The 16,291-nt window shown below is 68.5% G+C and carries 18 protein-coding genes; 7 read left to right on the top strand and 11 right to left on the bottom strand.

All coding sequences use genetic code 11. The features are described 5' to 3' along the window. On the top strand, positions 1–534 hold the full coding sequence (locus ACGFIF_RS37990; protein WP_393161499.1) for a hypothetical protein: 534 nt from the start codon (positions 1–3) through the stop codon (positions 532–534). 49 nt (positions 535–583) lie between these two features. Here the strand turns inward: ACGFIF_RS37990 and ACGFIF_RS37995 are convergent, their stop codons facing one another. From ACGFIF_RS37995 to ACGFIF_RS38010, 4 genes are all read right to left on the bottom strand, one after another. Continuing rightward, complete coding sequence (locus tag ACGFIF_RS37995; RefSeq protein WP_393161501.1) at positions 584–1,342, bottom strand: GntR family transcriptional regulator; 759 nt, start codon at positions 1,340–1,342, stop codon at positions 584–586. Positions 1,343–1,586: 244 nt separating this feature from the next. Then, on the bottom strand, positions 1,587–1,760 hold the full coding sequence (locus ACGFIF_RS38000; RefSeq protein WP_393161503.1) for a hypothetical protein: 174 nt from the start codon (positions 1,758–1,760) through the stop codon (positions 1,587–1,589). A 161-nt stretch (positions 1,761–1,921) separates the two neighbouring features. After that, positions 1,922–2,164 (bottom strand): hypothetical protein, encoded by a 243-nt coding sequence (locus ACGFIF_RS38005; RefSeq protein WP_393161505.1) that lies wholly within the window; start codon positions 2,162–2,164, stop codon positions 1,922–1,924. A gap of 59 nt (positions 2,165–2,223) precedes the next feature. After that, the gene (locus ACGFIF_RS38010) at positions 2,224–3,195 is read right to left on the bottom strand and encodes a LysR substrate-binding domain-containing protein (protein WP_393161507.1); all 972 of its coding nucleotides are present in this window, start codon (positions 3,193–3,195) and stop codon (positions 2,224–2,226) included. Between the two features lie 196 nt (positions 3,196–3,391). Here ACGFIF_RS38010 and ACGFIF_RS38015 point away from each other — a divergent pair, with 196 nt between their 5' ends. After that, complete coding sequence (locus ACGFIF_RS38015) at positions 3,392–4,162, top strand: alpha/beta fold hydrolase (RefSeq protein ID WP_393161509.1); 771 nt, start codon at positions 3,392–3,394, stop codon at positions 4,160–4,162. On the opposite strand, the gene ACGFIF_RS38020 is transcribed toward ACGFIF_RS38015, so the two are convergent. The 4 genes from ACGFIF_RS38020 to ACGFIF_RS38035 form a co-directional block, all read right to left on the bottom strand. Then, positions 4,141–4,407: a hypothetical protein gene (locus tag ACGFIF_RS38020; protein ID WP_393161511.1), complete on the bottom strand. Its 267-nt coding sequence runs from the start codon at positions 4,405–4,407 to the stop codon at positions 4,141–4,143. The two genes, ACGFIF_RS38015 and ACGFIF_RS38020, sit on opposite strands and share 22 nt — an antisense overlap. Before the next feature lie 64 nt (positions 4,408–4,471). After that, positions 4,472–5,605, bottom strand: coding sequence for a DNA polymerase III subunit beta (dnaN, locus tag ACGFIF_RS38025; RefSeq protein WP_393161513.1), 1,134 nt, complete (start codon positions 5,603–5,605; stop codon positions 4,472–4,474). Between the two features lie 78 nt (positions 5,606–5,683). After that, the gene (locus ACGFIF_RS38030; protein WP_393161515.1) at positions 5,684–6,319 is read right to left on the bottom strand and encodes a response regulator transcription factor; all 636 of its coding nucleotides are present in this window, start codon (positions 6,317–6,319) and stop codon (positions 5,684–5,686) included. Between the two features lie 83 nt (positions 6,320–6,402). Then, positions 6,403–8,241 carry a histidine kinase gene (locus ACGFIF_RS38035; RefSeq protein WP_393161517.1) on the bottom strand — a complete coding sequence of 613 codons (1,839 nt, stop codon included), beginning with the start codon at positions 8,239–8,241 and terminating at the stop codon, positions 6,403–6,405. Between the two features lie 139 nt (positions 8,242–8,380). Between ACGFIF_RS38035 and ACGFIF_RS38040 the strand changes: the two genes are divergently transcribed. After that, on the top strand, positions 8,381–8,704 hold the full coding sequence (locus ACGFIF_RS38040) for a hypothetical protein (protein ID WP_393161519.1): 324 nt from the start codon (positions 8,381–8,383) through the stop codon (positions 8,702–8,704). A gap of 88 nt (positions 8,705–8,792) precedes the next feature. On the opposite strand, the gene ACGFIF_RS38045 is transcribed toward ACGFIF_RS38040, so the two are convergent. From ACGFIF_RS38045 to ACGFIF_RS38055, 3 genes are all read right to left on the bottom strand, one after another. Then, entirely contained in the window at positions 8,793–9,635 is an 843-nt protein-coding gene (locus tag ACGFIF_RS38045) for a S1 family peptidase (RefSeq protein WP_393161521.1), read from the bottom strand. A 137-nt stretch (positions 9,636–9,772) separates the two neighbouring features. Beyond that, entirely contained in the window at positions 9,773–10,387 is a 615-nt protein-coding gene (locus ACGFIF_RS38050) for an AAA family ATPase (protein ID WP_393161523.1), read from the bottom strand. Positions 10,388–10,492: 105 nt separating this feature from the next. After that, positions 10,493–11,074, bottom strand: a complete 582-nt coding sequence (locus tag ACGFIF_RS38055) for a hypothetical protein (protein WP_393161525.1) — start codon at positions 11,072–11,074, stop codon at positions 10,493–10,495. A 235-nt stretch (positions 11,075–11,309) separates the two neighbouring features. Between ACGFIF_RS38055 and ACGFIF_RS38060 the strand changes: the two genes are divergently transcribed. The 4 genes from ACGFIF_RS38060 to ACGFIF_RS38075 all read left to right on the top strand — a co-directional run bounded on the left by ACGFIF_RS38060 (position 11,310) and on the right by ACGFIF_RS38075 (position 16,287). Beyond that, the gene (locus ACGFIF_RS38060; protein WP_393161527.1) at positions 11,310–12,506 is read left to right on the top strand and encodes an epoxide hydrolase family protein; all 1,197 of its coding nucleotides are present in this window, start codon (positions 11,310–11,312) and stop codon (positions 12,504–12,506) included. A gap of 144 nt (positions 12,507–12,650) precedes the next feature. Further along, entirely contained in the window at positions 12,651–13,190 is a 540-nt protein-coding gene (locus tag ACGFIF_RS38065) for a hypothetical protein (RefSeq protein ID WP_393161529.1), read from the top strand. Positions 13,191–13,523: 333 nt separating this feature from the next. Beyond that, a complete protein-coding gene (locus tag ACGFIF_RS38070) occupies positions 13,524–13,886 on the top strand; it encodes a hypothetical protein (protein ID WP_393161531.1) in 363 nt (120 codons plus the stop codon). Positions 13,887–14,205: 319 nt separating this feature from the next. Next, positions 14,206–16,287, top strand: a complete 2,082-nt coding sequence (locus ACGFIF_RS38075) for an MMPL family transporter (RefSeq protein WP_393161533.1) — start codon at positions 14,206–14,208, stop codon at positions 16,285–16,287. Positions 16,288–16,291: the final 4 nt, after the last annotated feature.

The raw sequence follows: 16,291 nt of genomic DNA on the forward strand, positions 1-16,291 counted from the left end.
ATGACCGATCTGAAGCAGCTCGCGGAGTTCTCGGTCCCGGCCGCCTCGGTCGGGGTGGCCGGCGGCCTGGTCGCCGGTGCCCTGGGTGCGGCGGTCGGTCAGCCGGCCGGCTGGGCGATCGTCAGCGGTCTGGCGCTCGGCGTACCACTGGTGCTGTTCGGCGCCGGGTACGCGATCCTGCTGGCACTGGGCAAGATCCCGGCCGGGGTGTTCGCACCGGCCGCGGTCTACTGGGTGATCGGCTTCCCGCTGGCACTCCTGGTGCACGCGGTGGCGACCGAGTGGGCCGTCACCGGGAGCCTGGGGCTGCCGGCCGAGCCGTGGAAGTTCCTCGCCTTCCGTGCGCTGGTCAGCATGGGATTCGCGATCGGCTTCCTCTGGATGCACGAGCAGGTCGGCCGCCACTGGTGGCCGCGCATCCTGGATCGCAACGAGTACGCACAACGGACGGTCCAGCAGTACGTCCACCTCGCCGCCGCCCTGGAGGCCCGCAAGGCCGCCACCGGCCGCGGCCGCAAGAAACGTGTTGCCTGATTCCCTGCCGGTCGCCCGCAGCCTTCTGGTTGCGGGCGACCGCTTGGTGTCAGTTCGTCGTACGGCGGCGACGGGTGCGCGGGGCCGGTTCAGCGTCGGCGGCCGGCTCCGGCGTGGTGCCGGCCTGGAGGTCGTGGTAGGCCTTGCGGGTGTGCTCGGTGTGCTCGCGCATGGTCTGCGCGGCCTTGTCCTCGTCGCCCACCTCGATCGCCTTGACCAGCCGATTGTGCTCCCGCCAGGAGGCGGCACCACGGACCGGCGCGACCGGCGTGTAGTACCAGCGGACCCGGCGATCCACCTGGGCGGCGAAGTCAACCAGGAACCTGTTGCCGGACATCTGCGTGATCAGGCTGTGCAGCTCGCCGTTCGTGCGGACCGCGCCGTCGATGTCTCCGGCCTCGTGGTACGTCGTACCGACCTTGCACAGCTCTTTGAGCCGGGCCACGTCTTCCTTGGTCGCGTGCCGGGCCGCGAGCCGCGCGGACTCCGATTCAAGTGCCGCACGGGCCGCCAGCAACTGGTCGACCTCGTCCTCGGCGGGCACGTGCACCATCGCGCCGAAGCCCGGCCGGAGATCCACCCAGCCCTCGTTGTTGAGCCGCTGGAGGGCCTCGCGGACCGGCTGCCGGGACACGCCCAGCATGCCGGCCAGCTCGACCTCGACCAGGTGCCGGCCGCGCTCGAGGGTGCCGTCGATGATCATCTCGGTCAGGGCCTCGTAGACGGATTCCCGCAGTGGCGTCGGCCGCTTGACGTGCCGGACGCCAGGGGAGACGGGGTCGGTGGTACCCGCGCTGATGGTCGTCATGAGGTCCTTCCCAGAACAAGCGCTGAAGAGATCAAGTGGCACTTGGTAGACAGTCTACCAAGTGCTGTGCTCTTGGCCGGGCCTTCGGCGCCGGCGTGGTCATGGGGCCTTGGCTCCTGGCCTTCCCTCGTCGCTCCAGTCGCTTCGCTCCCTGCGCTCCTCAGTCCAGGCCGGGAGGCCCCATGACCGGGCTCCCTGCGCTCCTCAGTCCAGGCCGGGAGGCCCCATGACCGGAGATGGTCGGTCAGGCGGCAGTCTCGTCGGCCCGGCGATCCTTGTTGTCGGTCAGCTGGGCATCGTCGGTGAGCCTGGCCAGCTCGACGTCCAGGTCGATGGCGAGTTCCTGCTGCAGCTCCGGGGCATCCGGGAACTGCGGGCGAGCCGCCAGAGCACCGAACCTACGGGTGAAGATCATCATTGCCTTTCCGCTCCGGAACCGTCCGGAGACTCTCCGTTCCCAGATCGGTCGATCCGGGAAATACTGGCTTCTGTATACATTCAACCAGCTGTACTCACCGGTTATGCCCTTGTCTCACGTGATCCCGGTTACCCCGGGCGTGATCCCGGTTACACGGGTGTCTAGGTTGAGTACGAATGGGCGCCGGCGCCTGCCAGCCGCCCGCCGTCGACGATCAGGTACTCGTCGCGGATCGGCGTGCCCGCGAACCACGACTCCAGGATCTCCCGGGTGCCGGCCGCGTACCGGGCCTGAGCGGACAGCGACGACCCGGAGATGTGCGCCCGGTCGATGGCGTCGCGGTCGACGCGTCCCGCGCGTACGACGTCGGGTAGCCGTCGGTGGGGTCGTCGTACAGGACGCACAGGATCTTGGCCATGGTGTGGAATCTCCTTGAAGTGAAGGGACTTCCACAGTCGCGGCGTCACGGTCCGACGGTCAAAGACTTGCTCGCTATGTCGAGATAGCCCGAACCCATCAAGTGGACGTCGAGCAGTGCGTCCAGCGCGTTGTGGACGCCGGCCTGCCGGGCCACGTCGAGCAGGGCGCGAGCGAGCACCGGTTCGGGGCTGCGCGCCGCGATCACCAGGCCGACCCGCGGGCCGTGGGCCGGACTCTTCAGCGGTACGACGCGCATCCCCTCGGGCACTCCGAACATGTGCAGCCAAGCATGCGAGATCACCGTCGACCAGTGGTTGCCGTGCAGGTGGCTGTAGAGGCCGGAGACCGTGTCGCTCTCGATCGCCGGTGAGGCGGTGACGCCGTCGTCGGTGAAGTAGCCGTTCATGATCCGGCGGTTGCGCATATCGGGGGAGAGGAGGCAGAGCGGCAGCTCGGCGACCTGCGCCCACGTTGCCACCGGCAACTCGGCGAGCTCGCTGTGTTGCGGGGTGAGCAGCAGATAGCGCTCCTCGTAGAGCGGGGTCTTGCGGACCTGGCCGAGGGTGTCGTCGTCGAGGTAGGTCATCGCGACGTCCAGATCGAACTCGGCGAGCTTCTGGGTGATGTCGCGCGACGACAGCGACTCGATCGTCACCTTCGCGCTCGTGTGCCGTTCGCAGAACGGGGTGGTGAGCAGTGAGACGACGGGCATCGCGGTCGGGATCGCGCCGAGCCGGAGCGTGCCGGTCAGACCGCCGCGCATCACCGACAGCTCGTGCCGCAGCGCATCCTGCTCGGCCAGGATCCGCTGGGCCCAGAGCAGCACCCGCTCGCCCTCGGGGGTGAGCCCCTCGAACCGGCGGCCGCGACGGACGATCGGTACGTCCAGCTCCTGCTCGAGCTTGCGGATCGCGGCGGACAGCGACGGCTGGGACACGTAGCACGCGTCGGCGGCCCGGGCGAAGTGCTTCTCCCGGGCCAGGGCGACGAGGTACTCCAGCTGGCGGAGCAGCATCAGAACCCGGCTCTGCTGTGGACCGCATACCAGTCGTCTGTATACATAATCCAACTGTAGTGACCGGCGCCGGGTGCGGGTAGGTTTCGTGCGCCCTGGTCGTGTCGTGTGACGTGGATCACATCTGCAAGTGGTCTATCTACGCTCCTCCTGTTCGACGGTTGGGCAGGGAACCCGTCGAGTAAAGGAGCTCGTGATGGAGAAGGTTGTCTCGAAGGACGGCACCGAGATCGCGTACGACACCTACGGCAGCGGGCCGGGGCTGGTGCTGATCGCCGGGGCATTCACCGATCGGTCGTTCTACGCGTCGTACGCCGAGGCGTTGTCCGCCACGTTCACCGTGGTCAACTACGACCGGCGCGGCCGCGGCGACTCCGGCGACACCACGCTGTACGCGGTCGAGCGTGAGTGGGAGGACCTGGACGCGGTGCGTTCGGCGACCGGTGCGCGGTTCGCCTGTGCGTTCTCGTCCGGGGTGATGGTGCTGCTGCAGGCCGGGCTGCCGCTCGAGAAGCTGGCGATCATGGAGCCGCCGTTCCGGGTCGAGGGCTCGCCGCCGGCGCCGGAGCGCTACCTCGAGCGGCTGCAGGAGTACGTCGACGCCGGCAACCCGGGCGGTGCGGCCGAGTTGTTCATGGTGGAGGCGGTCGGGCAGCCCAAGGAGATGGTCGACCAGATCCGGGAGACGCCGATGTGGGCCGGACTGGAGGCGATGGCTCCCACCCTCGTGTACGACGGCCTGCAGATGCGGGACAGCGCCGTACCCGTGGAGTTGCTGTCGTCTGTCTCGGCTCCGGTGTTGGCGCTGTACAGCAACGCCAGTCCGGAGTGGATGCAGCGGGCCGTGAGAGAGACCGCGGCCGCGCTGCCGCACGGAAAGGTGGAGGGGCATGACGGGACGTTCCACACGCTCCCGCCCGAGACACTGGCTGCGGTCCTGACCGCTCACTTCGTCGGGGCGAGCTGACGCTTACCGGACAGGACCTGCTTGAGGAGTGGGGCGAGTGGTCGCTCGACCCAGCGGTGCAGCGCGGCGGCCGCGGCGACCATCGCGATCATCGTGGCGGCGACCAGGAGGACGTGGTTCACCTGGTCGCCGAGGCGCTCGAAGACGATGAAGCCGATGTGCGCGTGGATCAGGTAGAGCACCATACCGGCGATGAAGTAGTGGGAGAACTGGATGTTCAGGACCAGGTCGGTTGCGTGCGGCAACAGACCGGCCTGCGACCTGCGGATGACAAGTGGTTGCCTCAGGCCCCAGCCGGGCGCCGTGACATCAGCTTGGCAGGCGCATGGGCATCAGGATGTACGCCGACTCGTCGGTCGGACTGTCGTCGGGGGAGCGGAGGCCGGTGAGGTTGGCCGGCTTGGTCGGCTGGGTGAACGCGAAGTGCGCGACCGGGGCACCGATCGACGCCAGAGCGTCCAGCAGGTAGCCCGCGTTGAACCCGGTCACCACCGGATCTCCGGTCAGCACGACGTCCACCGACTCGGACGCCTGCGCCTCGTCCCCGCTGCCGGCGTCCAAGGTCGCCGTACCGTCCGCGAAGGTCAGCCGGATCGGTGTCGTTCGCTCCGCCACCAGCCCGACCCGCTTCACCGCCTCGACCAGGACCGCCGTGTCGACCCGCACAGTGCTGGTGATCGCGGACGTCGCCGGGATCAGGCTGCGGACCCTCGGGAAGTCGCCGTCGATCAGCCGGCTCGTCGCCCGCCGGCCGGCTCCCTCGAACCCGATCAACCCGTCCCCTGTGCGGGTTGAGCCGAGCGCGAGAGTGAGCTCGCCGCCGGCCATCGCCTTGGCCACGTCGGCGAGCATCCGGGCCGGCACCAGCGCATTCGCCTCGACAGCGGGATCGATAGGCTCCCACTCGAAGGTCCGGACCGCGAGCCGGTACCGATCCGTGGCCAGCAAGGAAACGGTCGACCCGCGGATCTCCACCTTGATTCCGGTGAACACCGGCAAAGTGTCGTCCCGACCGGACGCACTGACCACCTGACTGACGGCTCGCGCGAACACTTCACCGCTCACCACACCGGTCGCCGTGGGCACCTCGGGCAGCGCCGGATACTCGTCGAGCGGCAAGGTCTGCAGCACGAAGCGTGAACTCCCGCTGCTCACCCGCACCCGAGCCGCCTCACCACTCAGGTCCACCGAGTCGCCCGGCAGGCTGCGGCAGATGTCGGCCAGCAACCGGCCCGACACCAGATACCGCCCTCCGTCCGCCACCTCGGCCGGCACGCTCACCTGTGCCGAACTCTCGTAGTCGAACCCGGACAACGTCACCTGCCCGTCCCCGGCCTCGACCAGCATCCCGGCCAGGATCGGCACAGTCGGCCGGCTCGGCAGCCCCTTGGCCACCCACCCGACCGCGTCGGCCAGCACCTCATGCGCAACCCGAACCTTCACTCGGACTCCTCCCCATCAAGAAGTTCGAGCCAATCACCTGCCACCGACAGTTCTCGTCGGCACCGTGGACGCTCGGCGCTAGGCGGAGCGCAGGTAGGCGAGGACCGCGAGGACGCGGCGGTGGCTGAGCGGCGACTCGTGGATGTCGAGTTTCTGGAAGACGGACCGGATGTGGGTCTCGACGGTTCGCTCGGTGATCACCAGGCGTGCGGCGATGGCCGCGTTCGAGTGACCCTCAGCGGCCAGTCCCAGGACGTCACGTTCCCTTGCGGACAGCTTTCCGAGCCCGGAGTCGCCCGACGAGAGCAACGCGGCCACCACGTCAGGGTCGAGCGCGGAGCCGCCGGCCGCCACGCGCTCGACGGCGTCGAGGAAGTCGCCGACCCGGAGCACGCGGTCCTTCAGCAGGTAGCCGAATGCGCCGGTCGACACCAGATGGACCGAGTGCCTGGTCTCGACATGCTGGGACAACAGCAGCATGGGCTGAGCTGGTTCGGCCTGGCGGATGAGGTGTGCGGCCCGCGCCCCGTCGTCGGTCATCGTCGGTGGCATGCGTACGTCGATCACGGCGATGTCGGGCCGGAGTTCCTGGACCCGCTCAGGCAGGCCGTCCGCAGTGGCCGTCGTGGCGACCACGTCGTGGCCTGACTCGGTCAGGAGGCGGACCAGGCCCTCGCGAAACAGCACGGAGTCCTCGGCGATCAGGACGCGCATGGCAGCACCACCGCGATCGCCGTACCGGACTCTGGCGGGCTGGAGATGGTCAGTCGGCCGCCGACAGAGTTGACGCGGTCCAGCTACGTCACCAGGCCGTGTGCTCCGCCGACACCGTCGTCGGTGACCGACACATGCAGGTGCTCATCCGCCTCACGGACGATGACCTCGATCCGGGTGGCCTGCGCGTGCTTCAGCGCGTTGGCGACCGCCTCGGCGACGACGAAGTACGCCGTCGTGGCGATGATCTCGGGCGGCATCACCTCGGGCACGGTGAAGTGAATGGGGATCGGGCAGTCAGGCGCCAGCCTCCGCAGGGCAGCGGCCAGACCGTCGTCGAGACTCGCCGGACGTACTCCGTGGGCGAGCCGGCGGAGCTCGCGGACAGTCAGCTCGAGTCGCTCGACTGCTTGGTCGAGCTCACCGAGCACTGGATGGCCTGGTGGCAGCTGGCGCTGTGCGGCCTGCAGTTGCATTCCGATCGCCAGTAACTGTTGCTGCGCGCCATCGTGCAGGTCACGCTCCAGACGACGCCGTTCGGCCACAGTGGCGGCGACGATCCGGTTGCGGCTGTCGTCCACTTCCTGCAGTGCCCGGCGCAGCCCAAGCCTCAGCCGGCTGACCTCGATCGGCAGGCGTGCCGCTGAGGCGGCGAGCTGGACTCGCCGCAGGTGCCGGGCCGACACGTCACGGACGAGCAGGAGCCCGATCTCGGTGTCGGTCGTCCGGAGCGGCACGCGTACGGCGTCCTGCGGCACGTCCACCGGTACACCGGACAGATCGACGTACCGGCCATCGTCCACGCTCGTCAGCAGCAGGGACAGAGCAGGATCGCCTACAGCGTCCCGGAGTACTTGCTCGACGGCTTCCGGCTCGGCGGAGCCCTCACGCACCTGGTCGACGAACCGCCTGATCCGTTCCAGCAGTACGACGCGGTCCCGGTCGATGACTCGCCCGACAGCGTTGTGGAACCACCGGTGCAGTGGGAGGACGACCAGGGCGACCAGGAACACCGACGCACTCAGTCCGACCGCCGAGTCGCGTCCGACCAGGTAGCCGGTGCCCATCACGAGGGCGGCCGTCAACACAGCGGCTACAGCGGTGGTCAGGGCCCACGCCACCGAGTCGCTGAGGACGCGGTCGATCTCGAACAGGTCGTAGCGCAGGATCGCGATGGTGACCGCGGCCGGGACGAGTACGACGATGCCCAGCAGGAAGCCGGCGTACGCGCCCTGACCCATCCAGCCGAGCGAGGTCACGACCCAGCTCGCCACCATCAGCACCACGACCGCGCCGGCGGCAAGGATCAGCCAGCGCAACTGTTGCCGTGTCCGCTCATCGCCGGACCGGTAGCGGACGACGACACTCGCGAGACATGCCACCGTCACCGCGAGCACGACGCCCAGGGCTGCAAACATCAGCGGCATCCACAGCGGCTCCGGTACGGCGATCGGCGAGTGCGCCGGAGGTACGTCGTGGTAGTTCATCGTCAGGACGAACACGACGTTCACGAGCGCGGCCGAGCCGGGCACCAGCCAGCAGAGGGCCGTCCACCGCCGACCGGGGAGCGGGCCTGTCGGAAACACCAGCAGCAGGATCAGGAACCCGACCAGCTGCCACGGCCAGGCACCCGCACCGATCACAGCGACCACGTCGGAGCCCCACCACGTGGTCTGACCCCAGGTCTCGACGGCCGGCGTGCCCACCAGGAACGCCGCTAGCCAGGCCAGCGCCGGTCCGACTGGGCTGGTTGGCACGCGTACGGCGATCAGCCAGGCGAGCCCGAGTGGTACCAGCACCAGCAGGTCCGCGACAGCGGCAGTGGCGTCACGTGCGTCGGCTGGACCGAAGGCAGCCACCGCGAGGACGGCCCAGGACACGACGCAGACCGCCGTCGCCCCCAGCATCAGCCCACGCCTCATGGCCAGATTGTCCACCGAGTCGCGGCCGGCGGGACTCAGTGCCAGCACTGGGGCGAGGTCCAGCGATGGCCTCGATGCCTCGGACCGCCTTCCCCGAGGACTGTGGTCTCGTCAGCAACCTGAGTCCTGGAGGACCACCATGATCGCCATCCTGACCGTTCTCGCCGCCCTGCCGCTCGGCCTGCTGGTGCGCAACCGGCTCGCGGCGTACCTCGTCTTCGCCATCGCGTTCAGCCACGTGTACACGTTCCAGACCGCGAACCTGGTGATGGAGTGGGTCAACGGCTCGACGCGCGCGTTCCCGGCCAGTCAGTCGGGCGAGCTTCTCGACGGCACCCTGGGCTACTTCGCCTTCACCTCGATGATCTACGCCGTCGGCTTCGCGCTGGTGACCCTTGGCCACTGGCTGCGCAACCGACGCCGTACCGCTCCCGAGATCCGCCTCGACCAACCAGCCACCTGACTACACCTGCCCGCTGGACGCGGACGAGAGCCAGTAGCTCAGGTGGGACGGCCTGGCCGCTCTCTCGCGGCCAGGCCTGTGCTGGTGGTCAGTAGACGGTGACGCCGTAGGTGCTCGCGGCCTCGGTGACCGGCTGGTAGAACGTCGTACCGCCGGTCTGGCAGTTGCCGCTGCCGCCTGAGGTGATGCCGAGGGCCTTCGTGCCGTCGTACAGCGGACCACCGGAGTCACCCGGCTCTGCGCAGACGTTGGTCTGGATCATGCCGCTGACGCGGCCGCCGCCGGAGTACCGGACGGTGACGTTGAGCGCGGTGACCGTGCCGCTGTGGGTGCCTGTCGTCGAGCCTTTGCGGGTCACCCTCTCACCGACGGACGCGTTGGCCGCGGTGAAGCCGCCCGGGTGGCTGAGCGACGTGTTGCTGTACTGCACGAGCGCGTAGTCGTTGCCAGGGAAGCTGTAGCCGACCGTCGGGCCGATCAGGGTGGTGTGACCGGAGTTGGTGTACCAGGTCTTCGCCACCTTGCCGCAGTGGCCCGCAGTGAGGAAGTAGTAGGTACCACCCTTCACGACGTTGAAGCCGAGCGAGCAGCGGTACTGACCTCCGTAGATGGCGTCGCCGGCCGACAGCAGCGGCCGGAACACGCCGGTCGTCCGGTTGACCTGGACACCGTCGTGCTTCAGAGCCGCGAGGTCTTTGGCCGAGACGGAGCTGTCTGCTGTGACAACCACCTTGCCGGAAGCGGCATCGGCGTACCAGGCGATGCCCTTCACTCCTGACTGGTCGACCGTGGCAGTGGCAGCGGACAGTTGTGCGGCCGGCGACGGTACGGCGGCTGCGGGCGGTACGGCGTACAGGCAAGCCGCGACCGCACTGACGGCGGCTGCCAGTTGGGCGATCCGGCGGCGGGCTGACGTGCGTTCGATCCTCACTTGGGCCTCCAGAGGGAGAGCACGGGACCTGCTGGGCGGGGTCCCTCGAAGCGTCGGCCGGCTGCAGCACGTAGCCGCGACACCACCGGCTGACACTCTGGAGTATTGGCCCGCCTCGCCGTACGGGCAACAGTTGGCTAGTCGAAGGCGATTCGCTGCAGTCGACTTGCTTGGCCCCTGCTGAGGACTACTGCGGAGGCGGCACCGGGTACGACCTGGCTGGGGTCGGCGGCGGCTTGGGCCAGCAGATCGGGCCAGCGACGGCAGTGGGTCTCCATGCTGCCCGACCGTACGACGCGGCCGCGGGCCCACTGGCCGGAGCGGGCGACGTCACCGGGTACGTCGAGAAGGACCAGGTGCACCGCCAGTCCGGACCGCTTGGCGCGCCAGCCGATCAGTCGCCGTACCCACGGCCGAGTGGCGCAGTCGTGGAGGATCATCGGGCCCGTGCGCATCGCGCTGAGGATCTTCACGTAGTACGAAAGGTGCAGCAGCGGCCGCCACCACGCGTATGGGATGGAGCCGAGCACCGGCATCCAGCCGGCCCGCAGTCGCTCGGAGTCGAATACCCGCACGCCCTGGTGGTCGTCGCCCTCCGGGAACAGGCGGCGAAGCAGCGTACTCTTCCCGGCTCCCGGAATCCCGGCCAGCACCACCACTGAGTCCGCGGGGTACCGCAACTCAGCCTTGTCCTCCGCCAGGAGGGTCCCCGGCGCGTCGGCGATCCCCAAACCTGCCACAGCAACTCCCATCGACTCGTCCTTAGTGGTGTCAACAACCACTTAGACGGTCGACGTTCCCGCATCGCCCACAAAGCAGGCTAAGAACTCAGTAGGAAAACCCTGAGAGCCGTTGGGTCAGATCTCGCGCCAGGTCTCGGCGAACGCCAGTGCCGCGGAACTGCCGAACCATCCCTCCGGCTGGTGGATCTCGCCGCGCGCCGCGACACCGTTCACGCGCACCTCGGCCGCGGCGCACGGGCAGGCGACGGCCGAGGTCTCGAAGCCGGTGAGGTGTGTGATCACCTGGAAGGTGTCGAGTACGTCGCGCCACTCGAGCTCGATCGTGGTGGTGGCCGCGACGCAGGTGATCCGGTGGAACCGGTCGCCCCCGGGGACCTCGACGAACCGGGCCGGAACCGGCGGGCCGGTCTCGATACCGCGTCCACGGATCGTGTCGTAGTCGCGATAGAAGTGCTCCCAGACGTACTCGGCCAGCTCCGGGTTGTCGGTGTACATCCCGACCGGCGCGTCGGAACCGAGCCCTGACTCGGTCGGATCGGCCCAGATCAGCAGTGCGCGACCCGAGCCGACGGGTGAGTACCGCGCTGTCCACATGCTCACCAGGACGACGATGTCGTCGCTGCCGGGGCGATACAGAATGATCATCGGATTCTCGCCGGCGATCTTGATGCCGTGCTGCGTGATGGGCTCGGGCATGCCGTCTCCTGATCTGCTGTCACTTCACCCGGCGTCCGGTCAGGTGCTGCCGGTCGCCTCGAATGCTCGCACGCCGCGGGCCGGCGCGGGCACGGGCGCGGTCACTGGTACGGGCACGGGCACGGGCCAGGGGGTCTGACGGGCGCGAAGCGGCGGCCGACGCGCGAGCGTGAGGGTCAACCGATCCCTCCGCCGGCGCCCCGGCGCCGGTCGACCTACCCGGCAGGTGGAGAACATGTCCAACGAGAACGAAATCCGTCCTTTCCGGCTCGACACGCCGGACGAAGCGATCGCCGACCTGCATCGCCGGATCGCGGCCACGCGCTGGCCCTCCCGGGAGCTGGTCACCGATCGCTCCCAGGGCGTCCAGCTGGCGACGGTGCAGGAGCTGGCGCGCTACTGGACGACCGATCACGACTGGCGCGCGTTCGAGGCGAAGCTGAACGCCCTGCCGCAGTACACGACCGAGATCGACGGCGTCGAGATCCACTTCATCCACGTACGGTCGCAGCACGAGAACGCCCTGCCGCTGATCATGACGCACGGCTGGCCGGGCTCGGTCGTCGAACTGCTCGGAGTCGTCGGCCCGCTCACCGACCCGACCGCGCACGGCGGACAGGCCGAGGACGCCTTCCACCTGGTGATGCCGTCCTTGCCCGGCTACGGCTTCTCCGGTGAGCCGACCGAGCTCGGCTGGGAGAACGGCCGCATCGCCGGCGCGTGGGGCGAACTGATGAAGCGCCTCGGCTACACCCGGTACGTCGCCCAGGGCGGCGACGTCGGCGCCGCCGTCACGGACGCGATGGGCCGGATCGGAGTCGAAGGGCTGGCCGGCATCCACGTCAACCTGCTCGCCGGGGCGATCGGTATCAAGGACCTCCTGCCGGCGGAGACCGAGGAGGAACACGCGGCGCACGCCGCGCTCAACACCTTCATGACCGACGGCTTCGCCTACTTCCTGGAGCAGACCACCCGGCCGCAGACGATCGGCTACTCGCTGCTGGATTCACCCATCGGCCTGGCGGCCTGGATGCTCGACCACGACACCGACAGCTATTACAAGATGTCCCACGCGTTCGTCGACAAGCAGCCGACCGGCGGGCTCTCCCGGGACAGCATCGTCGACAACATCACGCTGTACTGGCTCACAGGCACCGGCGCCTCGGCCGCCCGCTGGTACTGGGAATTCGGCCGGTTCGTGGCCGCGGCCCAGGCATCCGGCCAGGCTCCGCCGCCGGTCAAGGTTCCGGTCGGCTTCACGACGTTCCCCGGCGAACTCTGGGCGGCCCCACGCAGCTGGGCCGAGGCGGTCTACCCCGGCCTCGCCTACTTCAACGAGGTCGACAAGGGCGGCCACTTCGCCGCCTGGGAGGAGCCCGACCTGTTCGCCACCGAAGTACGCGCCGCCTTCCGCCCCCTGCGGAAACCCTGATCCCTGCGAATCCCGCACTCCGTCCGAGACCAAGATCAGGGCACATCCCCCAGGAGGCATGTGCCCTGGTCATGGACGCCGGAGCCGTCCTCGGGCTCACCGGGCGGGAGGACGGGTCTAGCGGCAGAGCCGTAGCCTTCTCGGATGCGGCTGGAGAGCAATGAGCACCCGACTGCCCTGTTGATCACCGGCACGGTCGGAGCGGGCAAGACTTCGGTTGCGGCCGCCGCCGGATCGATCCTGGCCGAAGCGGGTATTCCGCATGCCGTGATCGACCTTGACGCCCTCAGCCAGTCTTGGCCAACCGCACCCGACGACCCTTTCAACCTCGCGATGGAGGTCCGAAACCTTGAGTCACTCGCTCGGAACTATCTGTCGGCCGGCGCCTGCCGGCTGGTCGTGTCGGGCGTGGTCGAAACCACAGCAGAGCGTGCACGCTATCGCGCAGCACTAGGCGTCGAACTGTGCGTGTGTCGCCTTCGTGCGGACCTCGCCGAGTTGCATCGACGTCTTCGGATCCGACATGCGGGCGCCGACCCGGAGATGCGCTGGCACCTTGACCGGGCCGGACAGCTCGACCGGATCCTCGACCAGTCCGCGGTCGACGATTTCGAGGTCGTCACAGACGGACGGACGTTGACCGATATCGCGGCAGACGTACTCACTCGCGCTGGCTGGCTCTAACCCCGACCCAGCCTCCATCACCGAGCTCACTGTTAACAGGCCATCGTGCCACTGACCTTGACTTAGGAAACTGGCGCCTGATCCGCTGGGCCCGGTAGGGCTGGAGCTCGCGAAGCCGGTGGAGCAGGTGCCCGGTCCCGGATCGCGCGCGAGGTCAGGGGCACCCAGGTTCCGGGAGTTCAGACCAGCAGCCCCGGAGCCGCCCCACCGAGCAGAGGTGGCGTCTCTGCCTGCCCAGGACCGCCCGAGGTCTCCCGGCTGAGGTCAGCCGGTAACTGATCCGGCGTCGGCAAGCTGTGGTGCCAGGCGCTTGCCTGGGGCAACACTGATGGTGTGGGCAACCTGGCGCCCGAGCTTCTCGGGCCGGTAGCGCTGAAGCTGCCCCGGGCAGACGAGCAGCTGCCTGGGCCCAAGGGCATGCCGGGCGGTTCGAGGTTCGAGCTGAAATGGGATGGCTTTAGGGCGGGAGCGGTCTGCCGCAATGGCCAGGTGCGGCTGTGGTCGCGCAACGGCAAAGACTTCACCGCCAAGTTCCCCGACATCCACAAGGCGCTCAGCAGCCAGGTGGGCGTCGACCGCGTGCTCGACGGCGAGCTGGTCGTGTGGACCGGGGAGCGTCTGGATTTCGACGTGCTGCACAAGCGGATGGCCGACACGGCCGCCACGGTCCGGACCCGACCCGTTCCGGCTCACTGAACCTTGTCAACTGGTGAGGTGCTGGGCGGAGGACCTCGACCGCTGGCACCGAGGCTTAACGGATGCCGCAGTTGGTAGCGAGCACGATGTAGCGGATCGGGAAGCTTCGGAGCGAGTCGAGTACTGCAGTTGCAGTATTCGACGGCGCGAATCTGGTGCGGACTCAGTAGGCGATTGCCGTCTCCTGCAGGACGACTCGGCCAGGGTGGTCCCGGGATCGTGGGTGCGTCCGATTCCTTCGTTCGGGAGACTTCTTGTGGCAACGCTTCTCGCTCGGCTGGGCAGATTCGCCTTCAGGCGCCGAGGTCCGGTTCTCATTGTGTGGTTCGCAATCTTGGCCGGGGCGGTCTTCGCCGGCGTGACGGCACCCTCGGCGCCCGCCGACGATTTCTCGATGCCGGGGACGGAGTCGCAGCAGACGTTCGACCTGATGCAGGAGCGGTTCCCCGGCCTGACCGCGGATGCGGGTGGGGCGACGGTCGTGTTCGTGGCGCCCAACGGTGGGGACGTCACCGCGGCGCCGTTCAAGTCCGCGATCGGTTCGGCTGTGCGGCAGCTCGGCACGGCTGGACAGGTGGCGAACGTCGCCGATCCGTTCCAGGCCGATGCGGTGAGCGCAGATCGGTCGGCGGCGTACGCCAGTGTCATGTACAAGGTGCCCGCCAACGAGGTCACGGCCGATAGTCGCGCTGCGCTCACGGCGGCGGTCGAGACAGCCAGGCGGTCTGGACTCACGGTCGACGCGGGAGGCGACGCGCTGGAGTCGGGTGGTCCGGCAGGCGTGGCCGAAATTGTCGCCATCTCCCTGGCCGCGATCATCCTGGTGATTACCCTCGGGTCCTTGGTCGCAGCGGGGCTGCCGTTGCTGACAGCTCTGCTCGGGGTTGCGGTCAGCCTGCTCTCGCTGCTCGCGCTCGGCGACGTGTTCGGCCTCTCGACGACGACCACCACGCTGGCGCTGATGCTCGGCCTGGCCGTGGGGATCGACTACGCCCTCTTCGTCGTCGCCCGGTACCGGGAGGAGCGCAGCCGCGGGCGGTCGCCGATCGAGGCCGTCGGCCTGGCGGTCGGCACGGCGGGTTCGGCGGTGGCGTTCGCCGGTCTGACCGTGGTGATCGCGCTCGCCGGCCTCACGGTGGTCGGGATGCCCATGCTGACCAAAATGGGCTTGGCGGCCGCGGCGGCGGTGGTGATCGCGGTCCTCGTTGCGCTGACGCTCGTACCGGCGATCCTCGGGTTCGTGCCAGCCAAGGTGCTTTCCCGGGCTCAGCGCCAGGGGAAGCCGGTGTCCGAGCGTACGGGCGGCAGGCGGTGGGCGCAGTTCGTACTCCGGCACCCCATCGCCGTGCTCACCGCCGGTGTGGTCCTGCTTGGTGCCCTCGCCGTGCCGGCCACGGCACTACGGCTGGGGATGCTCGGGGACGAGGCGAAGCCGACCTCGACGACACAGCGCCGCGCGTACGACGAACTGGCCAGGGCGTTCGGTCCCGGCTTCAACGGCCCGCTGATGATCGTTGTCGACGGCAAGGGCTCACCCGATCCAAAAGCCGCAGCAGCCTCGATCTCCACCAAGCTGGCCGCCACCCGCGGCATCGCCTCGGTGTCACCGGCCCAGTTCAACCAGGCGGGTGACACGGCGCTCTTCGAGGCCGTGCCGACGACGAGCCCGACTGATGCCGCCACCACGGACCTGGTGCAGCGGCTGCGTGCTGCACGGACGCAGATCACCGGTGGGACCGGGGCGACGTTCAAGGTGACCGGTACCACGGCGATCAACATCGACTTGTCCGACAAGCTCCAACGCGCTTTGGTGCCCTACCTTGCAACCGTGGTGAGCCTGGCCGCGTTGCTGCTCCTGGTGATGTTCAGGTCGATCCTCGTGCCCATCAAGGCGGCCCTGGGCTTCCTGCTCTCGGTCCTCGCCGCGCTCGGAGCGGTGGTGCTCGTCTTCCAGAAGGGGTTCGCGGCCGATCTTCTGGGGGTGGAGGTGACCGGGCCGATCATGAGCGCCGTACCGATCTTCATGATCGGGGTCGTCTTCGGGCTGGCGATGGACTACGAGGTGTTCCTGGTCTCACGGATGCGAGAGGCATATCTGCAAGGCCAGGACGCCAACCAAGCGATCGAGACCGGGATGGCGCAGAGTTCCCGGGTCGTGGTCGCGGCTGCGCTGATCATGATGGCCGTCTTCGGCGGGTTCATCACCGAGCAGGACTCCTTTATCAAGATGCTCGGCTTCAGCCTGGCCGCTGCGGTGCTGTTCGACGCGTTCGTCGTACGGATGGCGATCGTTCCGGCCGTCCTGGCGCTGCTCGGACGGCGCGCCTGGTGGCTTCCGCGCCGGTTCGACAAACTCCTGCCTACTGTTGATGTGGAGGGCACCAGACTCGGAACGGGGTGATGGT

Source organism: Kribbella sp. NPDC049174 (assembly GCF_043197365.1).
Lineage (GTDB): Bacteria > Actinomycetota > Actinomycetes > Propionibacteriales > Kribbellaceae > Kribbella.

Excerpts from the sequence above, each read along its gene's own strand:
- ACGFIF_RS37990 (WP_393161499.1), top strand. The coding sequence starts at position 1 with ATGACCGATCTGAAGCAGCTCGCGGAGTTCTCGGTCCCGGCCGCCTCG.
- ACGFIF_RS37995 (WP_393161501.1), bottom strand. The coding sequence starts at position 1,342 with ATGACGACCATCAGCGCGGGTACCACCGACCCCGTCTCCCCTGGCGTC.
- ACGFIF_RS38000 (WP_393161503.1), bottom strand. The coding sequence starts at position 1,760 with ATGATGATCTTCACCCGTAGGTTCGGTGCTCTGGCGGCTCGCCCGCAG.
- ACGFIF_RS38010 (WP_393161507.1), bottom strand. The coding sequence starts at position 3,195 with ATGCTGCTCCGCCAGCTGGAGTACCTCGTCGCCCTGGCCCGGGAGAAG.
- ACGFIF_RS38015 (WP_393161509.1), top strand. The coding sequence starts at position 3,392 with ATGGAGAAGGTTGTCTCGAAGGACGGCACCGAGATCGCGTACGACACC.
- ACGFIF_RS38030 (WP_393161515.1), bottom strand. The coding sequence starts at position 6,319 with ATGCGCGTCCTGATCGCCGAGGACTCCGTGCTGTTTCGCGAGGGCCTG.
- ACGFIF_RS38035 (WP_393161517.1), bottom strand. The coding sequence starts at position 8,241 with ATGAGGCGTGGGCTGATGCTGGGGGCGACGGCGGTCTGCGTCGTGTCC.
- ACGFIF_RS38040 (WP_393161519.1), top strand. The coding sequence starts at position 8,381 with ATGATCGCCATCCTGACCGTTCTCGCCGCCCTGCCGCTCGGCCTGCTG.
- ACGFIF_RS38050 (WP_393161523.1), bottom strand. The coding sequence starts at position 10,387 with ATGGGAGTTGCTGTGGCAGGTTTGGGGATCGCCGACGCGCCGGGGACC.
- ACGFIF_RS38055 (WP_393161525.1), bottom strand. The coding sequence starts at position 11,074 with ATGCCCGAGCCCATCACGCAGCACGGCATCAAGATCGCCGGCGAGAAT.
- ACGFIF_RS38060 (WP_393161527.1), top strand. The coding sequence starts at position 11,310 with ATGTCCAACGAGAACGAAATCCGTCCTTTCCGGCTCGACACGCCGGAC.
- ACGFIF_RS38065 (WP_393161529.1), top strand. The coding sequence starts at position 12,651 with ATGCGGCTGGAGAGCAATGAGCACCCGACTGCCCTGTTGATCACCGGC.